Below are 17,516 nucleotides of genomic sequence, written 5' to 3' on the forward strand. Positions count from 1 at the left end.
TTCCCCAAGCCCGATCGAATTTCCAAGCACGGCCAGCCTGGCCGAGGATTTTGTCAGTATTTTGAATATCGCGCCGCTGCCCGGCCGACCACCGGCCGCGAATAGAAACAGTAGCAAAAAAGGCGGTTCGTCGCTATCTGGATGGAAGAGGCCTGATTGCATGCCCAACAGCGGCCATCGGCACGGAACGGCTTGGAACGGGATCATGGCGGCAAGGGATGTACTGACGAAGAACCAGCTTTGCGTGCTCGAGAAACTCGAGGCTGCCAGCGGGCCGCTCAGCGCCTATACGTTGCTCGACCAGCTGCGCGAGCGCGGTTTCCGCGCCCCGCTGCAGGTCTACCGGGCGTTAGACACGCTGGTGAAGTCCGGCTTCGTGCACAGGCTCGAAAGCCTCAATTCCTTCGTCGCCTGTGCCGAGCCGCACGACCATAGCCATTCGATGACAGCGTTTGCCATCTGCGATGCCTGCGGCCAGGTGACCGAGTTCTCCGACCACGATGTCGGCCACCGGCTCGACGAATGGGTGCGCTCGACCGGCTTCGCCGCCAAAAAGGCGGTGATCGAGTTTCGTGGGACTTGTGCGAAGTGTTTGGCCGAAGCGGCTTGAGGCCGGAGCCTCAGAGACAAGGCAAGGGAGCCTTTTACGTCTTGTCGGGTGACGCTAGAGTGTATCCTCATCTACGAAAGTGCCGTGGTCGGCCTCCGCGAGTCCTGCTCTGACGGCGCTGCGCTCCGATTCGGACGTGGCATATAGACCGGTTCGGCGGGCCTTGATGAGGCGGGCATAGTCGGCAAGCTCCTCCTGGTCTTCGCGAGGCCAAGCTTCCGCATGCTTTACCAGATTCTGGAGTGTCTTGGTGATCATGGGGGCTTTGTATCACACTGGGGACGGGTTTGGATTTTCACTTTGCGCCCATTCCAGCCGTTTGCGCTGCCCCTCACCCTCACCCTCTCCCCGTGAAGGACGGGGGCGTTGGTGCCGGCTTCCTTCTCCCCGTCATTTACGGGGAGAAGTGCCCGGCAGGGCGATGAGGGGCGGCGCCGAGGACTGTCAGTTGGTGCTGTTGTGAAAATGCAGAAGCCGCCATTCGCAGGGCGGCTCAGCGGCCCCGCCTCAATGTGCCTCTTCCCAGTTGTTGGCGGCGCGGGCGTCGACGTGCAGCGGCACCGACATCGATACCGCCGGCATGGCGGCGTTCTCCATGACATGGCAGACGACGGGGATCGTCGCCTCGACCTCGGCTTCGGCCGTCTCGAAAACCAGCTCGTCATGCACCTGCAGCAGCATGCGGGCGGAAAGCTTCGCCTTTTCCAGCGCCTCGTCCATACGGATCATGGCGCGGCGGATGATGTCGGCGGCGGTGCCCTGCAGGCGTGCATTGATCGAGGCGCGCTCGTTGAACGCGCGGACCGAGGGATTTGACGAGCGTATCTCCGGATAGTGGATGCGGCGGCCAAAAATGGTTTCGACGAAGCCGTGCTCGCGGGCATAGGCCTTGGTCGCGTCGATATAGTCGCGGATGCCGGGGAAGCGCTCGAAATATTTCTTGATGTAGTCGCCGGCTTCCTCGCGCGCGATCGACAGCTGGTTGGCGAGGCCAAAGGCCGAAATGCCGTAGATGATGCCGAAATTGATCGCCTTGGCACGGCGGCGCACTTCGGAAGGCATGCCCTCGACCGGCACGTTGAACATTTCCGAGGCGGTGATGGCGTGGATGTCGGCGCCGTCGGCGAAGGCCTGCTTGAGCTGAGGGATTTCGGCGACATGGGCGAGCACGCGCAATTCGATCTGGCTGTAGTCGGCGGAAACCAGCTTGTTGCCCTTGTCGGCGATGAAGGCCGTCCTGATCTTTCGGCCCTCGACGGTGCGCACCGGAATATTCTGCAGATTGGGGTCCGAGGACGACAGCCGGCCGGTTGTCGTCGCGGCAAGCGCGTAGGAGGTGTGGACGCGCCTGGTGTCGGGATGGATGAAGCCGGGCAGCGCATCGGTATAGGTCGATTTCAGCTTGGTCAGCTGGCGCCAGTCGACGATCTTGCGCGGCAATTCGTGGCCTTCGGCGGCGAGGTCTTCGAGAAGCTGCGCCGAGGTCGACCATTGGCCGGTCTTGGTTTTAGAACCGCCGGGCAGGCCCATCCTGCCGAACAGGATGTCGCCGAGCTGTTTTGGCGAGCCGATGTTGATGCGCTCGCCGACCAGCTGATAGATCTCGTCCTCGAGCCGCGCGGCACCCTGTGCCAGTTCGCCGGAGAGCCGCGACAGGATCTGCCGGTCGACGGAGATGCCGCGCTGTTCCATCCTCGCCAATACCGGCACCAGCGGCCGTTCTAGCCGTTCATAGACCGAGACAAGGCCCTTGGCGGCAAGCCGTGGCTTCAGCACCTGCCAGAGCCTGAGCGCGACGTCGGCGTGCTCGGCGCCGTAGGCGGTCGCCTTGCCGAGGTCGGCCTGATCGAGGCCGACGAAGCTTCTTCCCGAACCGGCGAGTTCCTTCAGCGGAATGGTCGAGTGGCCGAGCCATTTATCGGCCAGCGCCTCCAGCCCATGGCCACCATGGGTGCCGGCCTCGAGCACGTAGGAGATCAGCATAGTGTCGTCATAGGGGCCGATCTCGATGCCGTGACGGCTCATGACGACAAGGCGGTATTTCATGTCGTGCACGATCTTGAGGACGGATTTGTCCTCGAGCAGCGGCTTCAGCAACGCCAGCGCGTCGCGGATCGGGATCTGGTTTTCGACCGCGCCGCCGCCGAGCAGGTCGCCGTTGCCGTTCTTGTGGGCAAGCGGCACATAGGCGGCGTGGCCGGGCGCGACGGCCATGGCAAGGCCGATCAGTTCGGCCCGCATCGGATCGGGTGAGGAGGCCTTAACGTCGAAGGCGACGATGCCGGTCTCCATCGCCTCGGCGATCCAGGCCTTCAGCGTCGCGGCGTCGCGGATGCAGGCATAGGCGCCGGTGTCGATCTTACGGGCGGTGGCAGCCTCCAGGCGAAGCGCCGAAAGCAGAGATGGGGTGTCGCCTTGCGTGGCTTCGGCCGGGGCTTCGGACGCCGCTTCGTCCGACTTGACGCCCGGTGCGCTCTCGGCGGCCGCGGGCACGCCAAAACCCATGTCGGGGCCATGCGCGGTATCGGCACGCTCTATCGTGACGGCAGTGGCCGCAACGTCGCCTGCGTCGGTTCCGGTCGCTTCGGCGACGCGGCGGGTCAGCGTCGAGAATTCCATGGTCTTGAGAAAGCCGATCAGCCTGGGACCGTCCGGCGCGTGCAACACGAACTCGTCGAGCCCCTCGGTCACCGGCACGTCATTCTTCAGCGTCACCAGATCACGCGAAATGCGCGCCTTGTCGGCGTTGGCGATGATCGATTCGCGCCGCTTGTCCTGCTTGATCTCGCCGGCGCGGGCGAGCAGCGTGTCGAGGTCGCCGAACTGTTCGAGCAATTGCGCCGCCGTCTTCGGCCCGATGCCGGGCACGCCCGGCACATTGTCGACCGAATCGCCGGTCAGCGCCTGCAGGTCGATCATTTTCTCCGGCGGCACGCCCCATTTCTCGATCACCTCGGGAACGCCGATCTGACGGTCCTTCATCGGGTCGTACATGGCGACCGAAGGGCCAACCAGTTGCATCAGATCCTTGTCGGAAGAGATGATGGTGGTATCGGCGCCGGCTTCACAGGCAAGCCGGCAATAGGTGGCGATCAGGTCGTCGGCCTCGTAGCCTTCCGTCTCGATACAGGGCAGGTTGAAGGCCCTGGTCGCCTGGCGAATCAGGCCGAATTGCGGGATCAAATCTTCCGGCGGCGCCGAGCGGTTGGCCTTGTATTCAGGGTAGAGGTGGTTGCGAAAGGTTTTCGACGAATAGTCGAAGATCACGGCGAAATGCGTCGGCACGATGCCGACATCGGTGTTGCGGGCGTCCTGCGTCAGTTTCCAGACCATGTTGCAGAAGCCGAGCACGGCACTGGTCGGCAGCCCGTCGGACTTGCGGGTCAGCGGCGGGAGCGCGTGATAGGCCCGGAAGATGTAGCCGGAGCCGTCGATAAGGAAGAGATGATCGCCTTTTTTCATGGCACGAGGGATAGCGCGGCGCAGCGCCGCGGTCCATGCCAAACGCGGCTTCAGGCAAGGGTTCCGGCAACACCCTGACAGAGCTGGCCCATGAGGGCTTGGTTCAGAGCCTGGTTCAGAGCTTTGTTCGCTCACGCCTATGTTACGAAAGTGTAATTTTTGTGCCCTTGAATCGCCATGTTCGGAGACACAAATAAATGCCATCGGCAGTTTTCGCCGAAGTCCGGAGCAAGGCCCGTCCCCCGCCTATCCCGGACACTTGCGGCAGCCTATCCCCCCTCTCCGGGCTGCCGCATCGTTTCGAGTAAGGCCGCCGTGGTTCCCCCTCCACCACGGCGGCATTTTTTTGCCTTTCGACAGGATCCTACCTTGTGGCCTAACGGTCGCGGGCTTTCCGTTTCGCCGTATGGGCTCTAGATTCGCCGCCAGAATCGAAAGGCCCGCCAGATGTCTGCAGTTTCCCCGGTACTCGACCGCCTCGACAAGAATTTCGACCAGAGCCTCGAACGCCTGTTCGGCCTGCTCGGCATCAAGTCGATCTCCACCGATCCGGACTACGCGGCCGACTGCCGCAAGGCCGCCGAATGGCTGGTCGCCGAGCTCAAGCTGATCGGCTTCGACGCCAGCGTGCGCGACACGCCTGGCCATCCGATGGTGGTCGCGCATCACGACGGGCCGGCGGGCGCGCCGCATTTGCTGTTTTACGGCCATTACGACGTGCAGCCGGTCGATCCGATCGAACTGTGGGAAAGCGACCCGTTCGCGCCAGCGGTCAAGGAGATCGAGCCCGGCCACAAGGTGATCACCGGCCGCGGCGCGGCCGACGACAAGGGTCAGCTGATGACCTTCGTCGAGGCCTGCCGCGCATGGAAGCAGGTGCATGGCGGATTGCCGTGCCGCATCACGATCCTGTTCGAGGGCGAGGAGGAGTCCGGGTCGCCGTCACTGAAGCCGTTTCTCGAAGCGAATGCGGACGAGCTCAGGGCCGATTTCGCGCTGGTCTGCGACACCGGCATGTGGGACCGCGATACGCCGTCGATCTGCGTCTCGCTGCGCGGTCTGGTCGGCGAGGAGATCACGGTGACGGCCGCCGATCGCGACCTGCATTCCGGGCTCTATGGCGGCGCCGCCGCCAATCCGATCCGCATCCTGGCAAAAATCCTCGCCGACATCCACGACCAGGACGGTCACGTCACCATTCCGGGGTTCTATGACGGCGTCGAGGAAACGCCCTCGCAGATATTGCAGTCGTGGCTGTCGCTCGGCGAGACCGCCGAGACCTTCCTCGGCCCCATCGGCCTGTCGATCCCGTCCGGCGAAAAGGGCCGCTCGGTACTCGAGCTGACCTGGGCGCGGCCGACGGCCGAGTTCAACGGCATCATCGGCGGCTATACCGGCAAGGGCTTCAAGACGGTGATCGCGGCGCAAGCTTCGGCAAAAGTCTCCTTTCGCCTCGTCCACAAACAGGATCCGGAGAAGATCCGCGCCGCCTTCCAGGCGTTCGCCAGGGAACGTGTGCCGGCGGACTGCGCGGTCGAGTTCCACCCGCATGGCGCCTCGCCGGCAATCCAGCTTTCCTACGACTCGCCCTTTCTGGCCAAGGCCAAGCAGGCGCTCTCCGACGAATGGCCGAAGCCGGCCGTGGTGACCGGCAGCGGCGGCTCGATCCCTGTGGTCGGCGATTTCCAGACCTATCTCGGCATGGAATCGCTGCTGGTCGGTTTCGGCCTCGACGACGACCGCATCCACTCGCCGAATGAAAAGTACGAGATGAGTTCCTTCCACAAGGGCCAGCGCTCCTGGGCGCGCATTCTCGAGGCGCTGACACGCTGAAATTGCGCCATGATCAACTTTCTGTTGATTTTTCACCGGATCACGGCAAGGACGGGCATGGTCCGTCGCGCGTCTGTGCACGGGGCCGCGACCGGAGAAGACGATGAGCGACATCCGTTTCCACAAGAACGATCTGCCCGGCCTGCTGCATTACGATGTCGGGGCGGTCGCCATCGACACCGAGACGCTGGGGCTGAACCCGCACCGCGACCGGCTCTGCGTCGTACAGATCTCGCCGGGCGACGGCTCGGCCGACGTCATCCAGATCGCGCCCGGCCAGAAGAAGGCGCCGAACCTGGTCAGCCTGCTGCGCAACCGCAGCATCACCAAGCTCTTCCATTACGGCCGCTTCGACCTCGCCGTGCTCTACAACGCCTTCGGCGTCATGCCGGAACCGGTGTTCTGCACCAAGATCGCGTCGCGGCTGACGCGCACCTACACCGACCGGCATGGGCTGAAGGACATCTGCTTCGAGCTTCTCGGGGTCGGACTGTCGAAGGCGCAGCAATCGTCGGACTGGGCGGCCGAGACACTGTCGCCCGAGCAACTCGAATATGCCGCGTCCGACGTGCTCTATCTGCACCGGCTGCGCGACGTGCTGGGCGCGCGGCTGGCGCGCGACAACCGGACCAAGGAAGCCGATGCCTGCTTCCGCTTCCTGCCGACCCGTGCGAAACTCGACCTGATGGGCTGGGATGAAGAGGATATCTTCGCCCATAGCTGATGGCCTTCTGGCAATTTATCGCCGTCGGCCGGGAGGAACTGAAATGGCTGCCCGAAAATCAATCGAAACGGCGCCGAAGGACGGTTCCAAGGTCACCGTCTACTGGCAGGACAGCGACGGCGTCATGAACGAGAGCATCGCGCAATACCGTTCGCTCGACCGGCTGAAGGCGGCCGGCGGCGACTGGGACGAAAGCGATGCCGGCTGGTGGGCCTATACGGACGGCCATACGCAAAAGAAGATCGAGCCGATCAGCTGGCGGCCGGCTTCCGACGATCCGGACGCGGACGACTGAGGCCGGGTATGTCGCCGGCCGGCATCGCACGCTGAAGCGATTTATTCCTGGATGGCGTATTTTGTTCTTGCTTTGTGCCGGCAGCTATGCTAGTAATTTCCGTATGGTTGCTCATTCGCGCCGACGACCCGCCGACCGAGGCGGGTTTTTTCATTTCGGCTTTAGCGCCGGCGCGGGCCGCATCCGGTTGAATACAGTTTGCTTCGATTTTTCCCGACTTAACCCGCCTTTAAACCGCCGCATCTAGTCTTCAACTCGAACGCCATAGGCATCGGGAAAACAGCACAGCGCATGGCGAACCGGAAAGACAGCCGCATCGAGCCCAGCTTCGAGGCATCGCCGGCGGCGAGCTCCTCGGCCGGTTTTTCGGTGAGCGAGGAGGACCGCGTCGTGCCGAGCAACCGAAAAGCCGCTACAAAACGCAAATCGCCCAAGGCAAAACCGTCACGTGGCGGGCGCGGCAAAGGCCGGCGCGGCGTGTTCGGCGTGCTTGGCCGGCTGTTCTACTGGTGCTTCGTGCTGGCCATCTGGGGCGGCATCGCTGCTGCCGGCATCGTCGTCTATTACGGCGCGAAAATGCCGGCGGCTACCACCTGGGCCATTCCCGACCGCGCACCCAACATCAAGATCGTCTCGGTCGACGGCCAGCTGCTTGGCAATCGCGGCATGAGCGGCGGCGAAGCCGTCGGCCTGCACGAGATGTCGCCCTACATTCCCGAAGCCGTCATCGCCATCGAGGACCGCCGCTTCTATTCGCATTTCGGCATCGACCCGATCGGCCTTTCCCGGGCCATGGTGACCAATGTTCTCGGCGGGCATTTTTCGCAGGGCGGCTCGACGCTGACCCAGCAGCTGGCCAAGAACCTGTTCCTGACGCCGGACCGCACGCTGGAACGCAAGGTGCAGGAAGTGCTGCTGGCGCTGTGGCTGGAGCACAAGCATACGAAGGACCAGATCCTCGAAATGTACCTCAACCGGGTTTATTTCGGCTCCGGCGCCTATGGCGTCGAAGCGGCCTCGCGCCGCTATTTCGGCAAGAGCGCGCGCGACGTCACGCTGTCTGAGGCGGCGCTTCTCGCCGGCCTGCTCAAGGCGCCGTCGCGGCTGTCGCCGGCGCGCGACCCGAAGGCGGCCGAGCAACGCTCGCAGCTGGTGCTCGCTGCTATGCGCGACGAGGGCAAGATCAGCGCCAAGGAGCTGACCACGGCGATGAGCGCGCCGGCGACACGCGCGCCGTCCTACTGGACCGGCTCGGAAAACTACGTCGCCGACACGATCATGGAAGAACTGCCCGACCTGATCGGCGACGTGCGCCGCGATATCGTCGTCGACACGACCGTCGATCTGACGCTGCAGAAGCTCGCCGAGCAATCGATCCGCCGGCTGATCGACCAGAGCGGCAAGAAGCTCAACGTCAGCCAGGGCGCGCTGGTGTCGATCGACAATTCCGGCGCGGTGCGCGCCATGGTCGGCGGCTATGATTATTCGACCAGCCAGTTCGACCGCGCCTCGGAAGCGCGCCGCCAGCCGGGTTCAGCGTTCAAGCCGTTCGTCTATATGGCGGCGCTGGAATCCGGCCGCACGCCCGACAGCGTGCGCAACGATGCGCCGATCAAGATCGGCAACTGGACGCCCGATAATTACGGCGGCAAATATTTCGGCAAGGTGACGCTGGCGACGGCGCTGGCAAAATCGCTGAACTCGGTGGCCGCGCAGCTGACCATGGAAGTCGGACCGAGCGCGGTGGTCGAGGCGGCGCACCGCATGGGCATCCAGTCCGAGCTGACGGCCAACACATCGATCGCGCTCGGCACCTCGGAAGTGACGCCGCTGGAACTGACCTCGGCCTATGTTCCCTTCGCCAATGGCGGTTACAAGCCGGACATCCATTTCATCCGCCGGGTCACGACCAGCGACGGCAAGGTACTCTACGAAAACAATGGCGGCGGTGCGCCGCGCGTCGTCAAGCCCGACGTTGTCGGCATGATGAACTCGATGATGACCGGCACGGTCGAGATCGGCACGGCCAGGAAAGCGGCGTTCGCCTGGCCGGCCGCCGGCAAGACCGGCACCAGCCAGAACTCGCGCGACGCCTGGTTCATCGGCTATACCGCCAATCTCACCACCGGCGTCTGGTTCGGCAATGACGACGGCAGCGCGATGAAGAAGGTCACCGGCGGCGCCCTGCCGGCGCAGGCCTGGCATGAATTCATGGTCGCCGCACATGAAGGCGTGCCGGTGCGGCCGCTGCCCGGAACCTGGAAATCGACGCCGCCCGACACCATCGTCCCGGACGAGATACCGTCCGATACGGCGCCGCCTGCGCCGGTCGCTTCCGTTGGCCAATCAGCGCCGCCCGCAGCCACCCAGTCGCCTTCGCGTCCCGCGCGGCCCGCCGAGACGGTCGATGCCGGCGGCCTTGCCATGCCGGGTGTCGACGGCGCAACCGGATCGATCAAGCACCCGGTGCCGCCCGGCAATGTCGGCGGCCCGGTCAAGAAGCGGCAGACCTCGATCCTGGACATTCTGACAGGCGGCTGAGCTCTATCCCCTCGCAACCGCTGCCGCGTTCCGCTACATCTCTCGCTTGGAGGCAAGCGACATGGCCGAAACCGACACCAGAAAGACCATTGTGCTGACCGGCGCCAGCCGCGGCATCGGCCATGCCACGGTCAAGCGCTTTTCACGCGAAGGCTGGCGCGTCATCACCTGCTCGCGCCAGGCTTTTGCCGAGGACTGCCCGTGGCCGGCCGGCCCGGAAGACCACATCAAGGTCGATCTCGCCGACCAGGAGGATGTCGGCATCGCGATCTCCGAGATTCGCCACCGCCTGGAAGCACATGGCGGCCAGCTGCATGCGCTGGTCAACAATGCCGGCATCTCGCCGAAGCTCAAGGACGGCAACAGCCGCATGAACTCGATCGACACGCCGATGCATGTCTGGCGCGACGTCTTCCAGGTCAATTTCTTCGCCCCGATCATGCTGGCGCGCGGTCTGTTCAAGGAGCTGGCTTCGGCCAAGGGCTCGATCGTCAACGTCACCTCGATCGCCGGCACCCGCGTGCATCCTTTCGCCGGCACCGCCTACGCGACGTCGAAGGCGGCACTCGGCTCTCTGACGCGCGAGATGGCGCATGATTTCGGCCCGCACGGCATTCGCGTCAATGCGATCGCGCCGGGCGAGATCGACACCGCTATCCTGTCGCCGGGCACCGAAAAGATCGTCGAGACGATCCCGCTGAGAAGGCTGGGCACCACCGCGGAAGTCGCCGATATCATCTTCTTCCTGTGCTCGCAGCAGGCCTCCTACGTGACCGGCTCGGAAATCCACATCAATGGCGGCCAGCACGTGTAGAAGGCTTTTCCAGGCGAGCTATCCAGCCTGCCGTCCCGTTCCCATGTGATGGCACGCGGTCATCCTCAGCCGGCCAGGTGAATTGGGTCAGGCCGTCCCCGTCACCACTTCGACAATCCCACGGGCGATCTCGCGTTCGCCCATGATGACCGTGTCGGCACCAAGGCCCTTGAGGTGCTCGACCTCGGCATCGGAATGGGCGCGGGCGATGATTTCGATTGTCGGATTGGCGGCGCGGGCGCGCAGCACGATCTGCCCTGCCTCGAAGGCGTTGGGAATGGCCAGGATCAGCCGCTTTGCGCCCTCGGGATTGGATGCGGCGAATACGTTGCCATTCGCCGCGTTGCCGGCCACGGTTTCGACGGCTTCGGTCTTGAGCTTCGCCAGCGTCTTGTCTGCATCCTCGATGACGAGGAAGGGCAGGGCGGCCTGCTTCAGGGACGCGCCGACGAGACTGCCGACGCGGCCGTAGCCGATCAGGATGGTGTGGCCGGCCTGCCTCGTCCTGGGCGGCGGGCCATCCTCTTTCGCAGGTGCCGACACGGAAGCCACCTGGCCGGGCTCGGTTGCCGGGCCGATCGGCCTTACTTCGTCGGACGGCACCGTCTTGCCGGCGCGTTTTTCCAGCCAAGGTTTTACCCAGTCGACGGCAACAAACATCAGCGGGTTGAGGACGATCGACAGGATGGCGCCGGCGAGGATGAGGTCGCGGCCCTGTTCGGGCAGCAGCTTCAGACCGACGCCAAGTTCAGCCAGGATGAACGAGAATTCGCCGATCTGGGCAAGGCTTGCCGAAATCATCAACGCGGTTGCGATCGGATAGCGGAAAACGAGGACGATGACGAAGGCTGCCAGCGACTTGCCGATAACGATTATGGCCAGCGTCGCCAGGATCGGCCAGCCATTGCTGATCAGGCTGAACGGGTCGAACAGCATGCCGACCGAAACGAAGAACAGCACGGAAAAGGCGTCACGCAACGGCAGCGATTCCTCGGCCGCCCGGTGGCTGAGCTCGGATTCGCTCATGATCATGCCGGCGAAGAAAGCGCCCAGTGCCAGCGACACGCCGAACAGCTTGGCCGCGCCAAAGGCGACGCCAAGCGCAATGGCGAGCACCGCCAGCCGGAACAGTTCGCGCGATCCGGTATGGGCGACGTAGTGCAGGATCCAGGGGACAAGCCGGCGGCCGACCACCAGCATGACCACGACGAAGGCCGCGACCTTGGCCAGCGTGATGGCGACGACGCCCCAGATGCCGTAGTTCGCGGGCAGCGACAGCAGACTGCCGTGGACCTCGGCCTGCTGCTGGCCACCGAGCACGCCGGCCAATGCCGGCAAAAGCACCAGCGCCAGCACCATGGCCAGATCCTCGACGATCAGCCAGCCGACGGCTATGCGGCCACGCTCGGTTTCGATCAGCCGCCGCTCTTGTAGCGCGCGCAACAGCACCACGGTCGAGGCGACGGAAAGCGCCAGGCCAAAGACCAGCCCCGCACCCATCGACCAGCCGAGCATCCAGGCAAGGCCGGCGCCAAGGGCTGTCGCAAAGCCGATCTGCACGATGGCGCCGGGCACCGCGATAGCGCGGACCGACAACAGGTCCCTCAGCGAGAAATGCAGGCCGACGCCGAACATCAGCAGGATGACGCCGATCTCAGCCAGTTCATTGGCGAGGCCGGCATCGGCGACGAAACCCGGCGTGTTCGGTCCAACCAGAACGCCGGCGATGAGATAGCCTACCAGCGGCGGGACGCGGAAGCGGTTGGCAAGCGCGCCGAAGACGAAAGCCAGCCCCAGACCGGCAACGATGGTGGCGATAAGGGGCGTGTCATGCGGCATTGTCTATGGAGCGCCTTCAGGAATCGCGATGTCGGATATGCCGGCCAAAGCCGCCGCCCTGGCAGTATGGACAGTCGCGTGACAGCCCGCAATCCCATGAAATCAATGGCAAAGCAGCAAAAAGACGGAGAGCCGGCAAGATTTGCCACCACCACGGCGCGGCCTGCTCCAGCCTGGCGATTGATACGGAAATGAAGGTTGCGCGCAGCCGATGCCGCGATCAGGTCGCCTGCAGCAGGCTCTCGATATCGGGTATGCTGTGGTTGGTCAGCGTCTTTGGAATTTCCGCCGTTATCTTGTCAGCGACCTCCTTGTGCAGCTTCCTGCGCATGTCGCCCAGCACCGGCGGCGGCGCGATCAGCACGATCTCCTTGAACGTGCCGCGATGCGCGAGCTTGTAGAGCGTGTCGGCAATCTCGTCGGCAAAACGCTCCTTGCCGAGACGGTGCCAGTCGGTGTCCTCGACCGCGCTGCGGTGGACGGAAGGGCCGTCGCTGTAGCGGCCGGGGCGGTCCGTGCCTTGCTCTCGGGTCGCCGGATTTTCCTGCTCCATCTCGTGCACGACCTGAAGGTCGGGATATTGGACGTCTCCACGGTTCTCGAGGAATAGCGCCTTTTCGCCGTCGGCCACCACGATCCACAATCCGCGTTTCAGTCTGACGTAGCTCATGGGGCGCTCCTTTTTTGATTTTTCGAACCCATCGCCGGGCCTTTGCCGCAGGGGTATGACCGGGCCTGGGTCTACAGGGCAAACGCGTGCCGAGGCGTGAATGTTCCGGTAGGGATGGCGAGAGCGCCAAGCTGCCGTTAATGGCTCGGTTGGGATCCGGCGGCTTTAATCTACTAAATTGGTAGAATTTAGAAAAATCTGTTTTGTGGCGCGCTCGGCCAGCCGCTAGAAAGGCAGCGGATCAAGGGCCGCAACAGCAGCTTCAATCCGCTCCGCATTTGAATGTGGAATATTTTTCTCTTGGCCGTCATGCTTGCAGAAAAGAGATTGCCTGCTACGAAGCGATGCGCGAGTGGGTGCCTTCTGGTTTTTCGCGCCCCCGCGTAGAACTGGCAAACGGTTCCAGGATTCCGCTCGTCATGCCGCAAGCCAACCCTAAGCTCAACGCCTTTCCCGTCTTCATGCGGGTCGAGGGCGAAGCCGTGGCCATCATCGGCGGTGGCGAGGAGGCGCTGGCCAAGGCGCGGCTGCTCGCTCAGTCGAGCGCTGTGCTGCGCATCGTCAGCGATGCTGCAAGCCCCGAACTGCTGGCCTTCATCGCCGAGACAGGTGCCACCCACGTCGCCGACGCCTACGATGTCGCGCACCTCGCAGATGCGGTGATGGTGTTTGCCGCCAGCGGCAATGAGGCGCTCGACCGCCGCGTTGCAGGGGATGCGCGCCGGCTGGGCATTCCGGTCAATGCCGTCGACCGGCCGGAGCTCTGCGATTTCTTCACGCCGGCACTGGTCAACCGCGCGCCGGTCGCCATTGCCATCGGCACGGAAGGTGCCGGCCCGGTGCTGGCGCAGATGCTGCGCAGCCGCATTGACCGCATGCTGTCGCCTTCGCTCGGGCCGCTCGCCGCGCTTGCCGCATCGTTTCGCGGCGCCGCCGAAAAGCTGCTGCCGAAAGGCAATGCCCGCCGCCGCTTCTGGAGCGATTTCTTTGGCGGCGCGCCGGCCCGCGCCGTGGAAGCTGGACAGCTTTCTGAGGCGCATGACGCCGCCGTCCGCCTGCTGCTTTCGGATACACCGGCATCGGGCCATATCGCCCTGGGCAATGTTGCTTTGGTGGGGGCTGGTCCCGGCGCCGAGGACTTGCTGACGCTGCGCGCTCATCGCCTGCTGATGGAAGCCGACGTGATCGTCCATGACGCGCTGGTGCCGGAGGCGATCGTCGCCATGGGCCGCCGCGATGCCGAACGCCTGCCGGTCGGCAAGCGTAAGGGCTGCCATTCCAAGAGCCAGGCCGAGATCAATGCGCTGCTGGTCGAGCTTGGCCACGCCGGCAAGCGCGTCGTGCGGCTGAAATCCGGCGACCCGCTGGTGTTCGGCCGGGCCGGCGAGGAAATGGCGGCGTTGCGCGATGCCGGCATCGCCTATGAGGTGGTTCCGGGCGTCACCGCGGCCTTTGCCGCCGCCGCCGATTTCGAACTGCCGCTGACGCTGCGCGGCGTGTCGTCGTCAATGGTGTTCACCACCGGTCACGACTTAAAGGGAAATTCGCTGCCCGATTGGGCAAAGCTCGCTATTTCCGGTGCAACGGTCGCCGTCTATATGGGACGCTCGGTCGCCGCCGAGGTCGCCGGCCGTCTGATCGAAGCCGGCCTGTCGCCGGATACGGCCGTCGCCGTGGTCGAGAATGCCAGCCTCGCCAACCGCCGCCGTTTCCATGGCACGCTCGCCGACCTGCCGTCGCTGGAGGCGCGCGCCGATCTCAGCGGCCCGGTGATGACCATCATCGGCGACGCGGTCGCCGGCGCCAATTTCGAACGGTCCGAGCCGTTGGCGGCACACAGGCAGGAAAGCGTGGCCCGTGCTGCCGCGGTAGGAGTGAACCAATGAAAGTCCTGACCGCGAACCGCCTCGCCGACGGCATAGCCGTCTGGTACGCCAATGGCGGCTGGGCCGAGACCATCGACCACGCCGACATCGCCTATGACAAGGCGGCCGAGGACCGGCTGGAGGCGATCGGCGCCAAGGCCTCCGCCGACAACGAGGTGGTCGACGTCAATCTGATCGACGTGACCGTGCTCAACGGCACGGTCGAGGCGGTCCGGCTGCGTGAAAAGATCCGCGCCGCCGGCCCCACCACCCGTCACGATCTGGGCAAGCAGGCCCGTCCGCAAGCCGCCCGCGCGGCATAGATGACAGGAGCATGATCCCGATCATGCTCGAATGAAGAAAATAACGGGCGGACGCGCCCGGAAAGACCGAGACATGTACCGTTACGATGAGTTCGACCACGATTTCGTCAAGGCCCGCGTCGCCGAGTTCAGCGACCAGGTCGCACGGCGGCTTGCCGGCGAGATCACCGAGGATCAGTTCCGGCCGCTTCGGCTGATGAACGGCGTCTATCTGCAGCTGCATGCCTATATGCTGCGCATTGCGGTGCCCTACGGCACGCTGAACAGCAAGCAGCTGCGCATGCTTGGCCATATCGCCCGCAAATACGACAAGGGCTACGGCCATTTCACGACGCGCCAGAACATCCAGTTCAACTGGCCGGCGCTGTCGGACATTCCGGCTATCCTGGCCGACCTGGCAAGCGTCGAGATGCACGCCATCCAGACCAGCGGCAACTGCATCCGCAACGTCACCGCCGACCACTTCGCCGGCGCCGCCGCCGACGAGGTCGCCGATCCGCGCCCCTATGCCGAAATCCTGCGGCAATGGTCGTCGGTGCATCCGGAATTCTCGTTCCTGCCGCGAAAGTTCAAGATCGCGGTGACCGGCGCCGAGCGCGACCGCGCCGCCATCCAGACGCATGACATCGGCCTGCACCTGAAGAAGAATGCGGCCGGCGAGTTCGGTTTCGCGGTCTATGTCGGCGGCGGCCAGGGCCGCACGCCGATGGTGGCCAAGAAGATCCGCGACTTCCTGCCCGAAGCGGATCTGTTGTCCTACTGCACGGCGATCCTGCGTGTTTACAACCTCTATGGCCGGCGCGACAACAAGTTCAAGGCGCGCATCAAGATCCTGGTCCACGAGACCGGCGTCGAGGAGATCACCCGCCAGGTCGAGGCTGAATGGCAGGAATTGAAGGACGCCGAGCTGAAGCTGCCGGAAGCCGACATCCGTGCCATCGACGCCTATTTCGCGCCGCCGGCGCTTGTCGACCGGCCGGAAGGCGACGAGGCGGTCAAGCTTGCCCGGCTCGATTCCAAGAGCTTTTCCGAATGGCTGGACCAGAATGTGGTCACCCATCGCCATCCCGACTATGCCGCAGTGACCATCTCGCTCAAGGGCATCGGCGAGACGCCGGGCGATGCCTCCGACAGCCAGATGGAAGCGGTCGCCGACATTGCCGAAAAATATTCCTTCGACGAGCTGCGCGTCAGCCACGAGCAGAACCTGATCCTGCCGCATGTCGCGCGTGCCGACCTCAAGGCGGTCTATGACGCGCTGGTCGATATCGGGCTGGCGACGGCCAATTCCAATCTGATCAGTGACATCATCTCCTGCCCCGGCCTCGACTATTGCGCGCTGGCGACGGCGCGTTCCATCCCCGTGGCGCAGGAAATCTCGCGCCGCTTCGCTTCGCTGGAGCGCCAGCGCGACATCGGCGAATTGAAGCTGAAGATTTCCGGCTGCATCAATGCCTGCGGCCATCACCATGTCGGCCATATCGGCATCCTCGGCGTCGAGAAGAAAGGCGCCGAGCTCTATCAAGTGACGCTCGGCGGCTCGGCCGACGAGAACACCTCGGTCGGCGAGATCATCGGCCGCGGCTTCAGTTCGGAAGAGATCACCGATGCCATCGAGCAGATCGTCGAGACCTATCTCGGGCTTCGGCTGGACAGAAACGAAAGATTCATCGACGCCTACCGCCGTGTCGGTCCCGCGCCGTTCAAGGAGGCGCTCTATGCTGGCGAAGCCAAGGCCGCTTGATCGGATCGTCGACGTCGAGGCCGGCATCGCCGCCGAAGCGGCGGGTCTCGACGCGCTCTATGGCCATCTGAAGCCGCTGGAGATCATCGAGCGCTCAGCCCGGGAGTTGTTTCACGGCGAAATCGCCGCGGTTTCGTCGTTCGGCGCGGATTCGGCGGTGCTGCTGCACATGATCGCCGAGATCGACCGCACGCTGCCGGTGATCTTTCTCGACACCGGCAAGCATTTCGAGGAAACGCTCGGCTATCGTGACGCGCTGGTCGCCGATTTCGGGCTGACCGATATCCGGGTGATCAGGCCCGACGATACGGCGCTGGCAAGGATCGACCCGACCGGCAATCTCAACGAGACCGATACCGACGCCTGCTGCGACGTGCGCAAGGTCGAGCCGCTGGCGCGCGGCGTCGAGCCGTTCCGCGCCTGGTTCACCGGCCGCAAGCGCTTCCAGGCGGCGACGCGGGCAGCGCTTCCGGTGTTCGAGGCGGTCGGCTCGCGCATCCGCATCAATCCGCTGGCGCACTGGACGACATCAGACCAGGCCGGCTACATGCGCGCACATGCGCTGCGTGAAAACCCGCTGGTCGCCTATGGCTATCTGTCGATCGGCTGTTTTCCGTGCACGCAGCCGGTGCAGCCTGGCGATGACGCGCGCAGTGGCCGCTGGGCCGGGCACGCCAAGACCGAGTGCGGCATCCATTTGTCGGGGCTGGAGAAGTCACTGACCGACGCCTCGCTTTAGGATCTTTTGGGATCCCGGATTTTTGGGATCCAGGTTTTTGAACTTGGGAATTTTCTT

General features: G+C 64.2%; 13 protein-coding genes. 10 read left to right on the forward strand and 3 right to left on the reverse strand.

Going from position 1 to position 17,516, the window contains the following annotated elements; all coding sequences use genetic code 11:
- Nucleotides 1–205: 205 nt before the first annotated feature.
- Nucleotides 206–610 carry a Fur family transcriptional regulator gene (locus NKJ94_RS11815; RefSeq protein WP_352525149.1) on the forward strand — a complete coding sequence of 135 codons (405 nt, stop codon included), beginning with the start codon at nucleotides 206–208 and terminating at the stop codon, nucleotides 608–610.
- 507 nt (nucleotides 611–1,117) lie between these two features.
- Here NKJ94_RS11815 and polA read toward each other — a convergent pair.
- Entirely contained in the window at nucleotides 1,118–4,072 is a 2,955-nt protein-coding gene (gene polA / locus NKJ94_RS11820; RefSeq protein ID WP_352525220.1) for a DNA polymerase I, read from the reverse strand.
- A gap of 447 nt (nucleotides 4,073–4,519) precedes the next feature.
- Here polA and NKJ94_RS11825 point away from each other — a divergent pair, with 447 nt between their 5' ends.
- From NKJ94_RS11825 to NKJ94_RS11845, 5 genes are all read left to right on the forward strand, one after another.
- Nucleotides 4,520–5,905 carry a M20/M25/M40 family metallo-hydrolase gene (locus tag NKJ94_RS11825; RefSeq protein WP_352525150.1) on the forward strand — a complete coding sequence of 462 codons (1,386 nt, stop codon included), beginning with the start codon at nucleotides 4,520–4,522 and terminating at the stop codon, nucleotides 5,903–5,905.
- A 103-nt stretch (nucleotides 5,906–6,008) separates the two neighbouring features.
- Nucleotides 6,009–6,629, forward strand: a complete 621-nt coding sequence (locus NKJ94_RS11830) for a ribonuclease D (protein ID WP_352525151.1) — start codon at nucleotides 6,009–6,011, stop codon at nucleotides 6,627–6,629.
- A gap of 43 nt (nucleotides 6,630–6,672) precedes the next feature.
- Entirely contained in the window at nucleotides 6,673–6,924 is a 252-nt protein-coding gene (locus NKJ94_RS11835; protein ID WP_352525152.1) for a hypothetical protein, read from the forward strand.
- A gap of 291 nt (nucleotides 6,925–7,215) precedes the next feature.
- Nucleotides 7,216–9,465, forward strand: coding sequence for a transglycosylase domain-containing protein (locus NKJ94_RS11840; RefSeq protein ID WP_352525154.1), 2,250 nt, complete (start codon nucleotides 7,216–7,218; stop codon nucleotides 9,463–9,465).
- 61 nt (nucleotides 9,466–9,526) lie between these two features.
- A complete protein-coding gene (locus NKJ94_RS11845) occupies nucleotides 9,527–10,279 on the forward strand; it encodes an SDR family NAD(P)-dependent oxidoreductase (RefSeq protein WP_023675240.1) in 753 nt (250 codons plus the stop codon).
- A gap of 87 nt (nucleotides 10,280–10,366) precedes the next feature.
- Here NKJ94_RS11845 and NKJ94_RS11850 read toward each other — a convergent pair whose 3' ends face one another.
- Together NKJ94_RS11850 and NKJ94_RS11855 are read right to left on the reverse strand one after the other, a co-directional pair.
- Nucleotides 10,367–12,118, reverse strand: a complete 1,752-nt coding sequence (locus tag NKJ94_RS11850; RefSeq protein ID WP_352525155.1) for a cation:proton antiporter domain-containing protein — start codon at nucleotides 12,116–12,118, stop codon at nucleotides 10,367–10,369.
- Nucleotides 12,119–12,338: 220 nt separating this feature from the next.
- A complete protein-coding gene (locus tag NKJ94_RS11855; protein WP_352525156.1) occupies nucleotides 12,339–12,788 on the reverse strand; it encodes a baeRF12 domain-containing protein in 450 nt (149 codons plus the stop codon).
- 419 nt (nucleotides 12,789–13,207) lie between these two features.
- Here NKJ94_RS11855 and cysG point away from each other — a divergent pair, with 419 nt between their 5' ends.
- From cysG to NKJ94_RS11875, 4 genes are all read left to right on the forward strand, one after another.
- Nucleotides 13,208–14,674: a siroheme synthase CysG gene (cysG, locus tag NKJ94_RS11860; RefSeq protein ID WP_352525157.1), complete on the forward strand. Its 1,467-nt coding sequence runs from the start codon at nucleotides 13,208–13,210 to the stop codon at nucleotides 14,672–14,674.
- Nucleotides 14,671–14,976, forward strand: a complete 306-nt coding sequence (locus tag NKJ94_RS11865; protein WP_352525158.1) for a DUF2849 domain-containing protein — start codon at nucleotides 14,671–14,673, stop codon at nucleotides 14,974–14,976. Before cysG ends, NKJ94_RS11865 begins: the two co-directional genes overlap by 4 nt.
- A gap of 73 nt (nucleotides 14,977–15,049) precedes the next feature.
- Nucleotides 15,050–16,720, forward strand: a complete 1,671-nt coding sequence (locus NKJ94_RS11870; protein ID WP_352525160.1) for a nitrite/sulfite reductase — start codon at nucleotides 15,050–15,052, stop codon at nucleotides 16,718–16,720.
- On the forward strand, nucleotides 16,695–17,459 hold the full coding sequence (locus NKJ94_RS11875) for a phosphoadenylyl-sulfate reductase (protein ID WP_352525162.1): 765 nt from the start codon (nucleotides 16,695–16,697) through the stop codon (nucleotides 17,457–17,459). The genes NKJ94_RS11870 and NKJ94_RS11875 overlap by 26 nt, the downstream gene beginning before the upstream one ends.
- Nucleotides 17,460–17,516: the final 57 nt, after the last annotated feature.

This window comes from Mesorhizobium sp. M0060 (assembly GCF_040323155.1).
Classification (GTDB): domain Bacteria; phylum Pseudomonadota; class Alphaproteobacteria; order Rhizobiales; family Rhizobiaceae; genus Mesorhizobium.

Excerpts from the sequence above, each read along its gene's own strand:
- NKJ94_RS11815 (WP_352525149.1), top strand. The coding sequence starts at position 206 with ATGGCGGCAAGGGATGTACTGACGAAGAACCAGCTTTGCGTGCTCGAG.
- polA (WP_352525220.1), bottom strand. The coding sequence starts at position 4,072 with ATGAAAAAAGGCGATCATCTCTTCCTTATCGACGGCTCCGGCTACATC.
- NKJ94_RS11825 (WP_352525150.1), top strand. The coding sequence starts at position 4,520 with ATGTCTGCAGTTTCCCCGGTACTCGACCGCCTCGACAAGAATTTCGAC.
- NKJ94_RS11830 (WP_352525151.1), top strand. The coding sequence starts at position 6,009 with ATGAGCGACATCCGTTTCCACAAGAACGATCTGCCCGGCCTGCTGCAT.
- NKJ94_RS11835 (WP_352525152.1), top strand. The coding sequence starts at position 6,673 with ATGGCTGCCCGAAAATCAATCGAAACGGCGCCGAAGGACGGTTCCAAG.
- NKJ94_RS11840 (WP_352525154.1), top strand. The coding sequence starts at position 7,216 with ATGGCGAACCGGAAAGACAGCCGCATCGAGCCCAGCTTCGAGGCATCG.
- NKJ94_RS11845 (WP_023675240.1), top strand. The coding sequence starts at position 9,527 with ATGGCCGAAACCGACACCAGAAAGACCATTGTGCTGACCGGCGCCAGC.
- NKJ94_RS11850 (WP_352525155.1), bottom strand. The coding sequence starts at position 12,118 with ATGCCGCATGACACGCCCCTTATCGCCACCATCGTTGCCGGTCTGGGG.
- NKJ94_RS11855 (WP_352525156.1), bottom strand. The coding sequence starts at position 12,788 with ATGAGCTACGTCAGACTGAAACGCGGATTGTGGATCGTGGTGGCCGAC.
- cysG (WP_352525157.1), top strand. The coding sequence starts at position 13,208 with ATGCCGCAAGCCAACCCTAAGCTCAACGCCTTTCCCGTCTTCATGCGG.
- NKJ94_RS11865 (WP_352525158.1), top strand. The coding sequence starts at position 14,671 with ATGAAAGTCCTGACCGCGAACCGCCTCGCCGACGGCATAGCCGTCTGG.
- NKJ94_RS11870 (WP_352525160.1), top strand. The coding sequence starts at position 15,050 with ATGTACCGTTACGATGAGTTCGACCACGATTTCGTCAAGGCCCGCGTC.
- NKJ94_RS11875 (WP_352525162.1), top strand. The coding sequence starts at position 16,695 with ATGCTGGCGAAGCCAAGGCCGCTTGATCGGATCGTCGACGTCGAGGCC.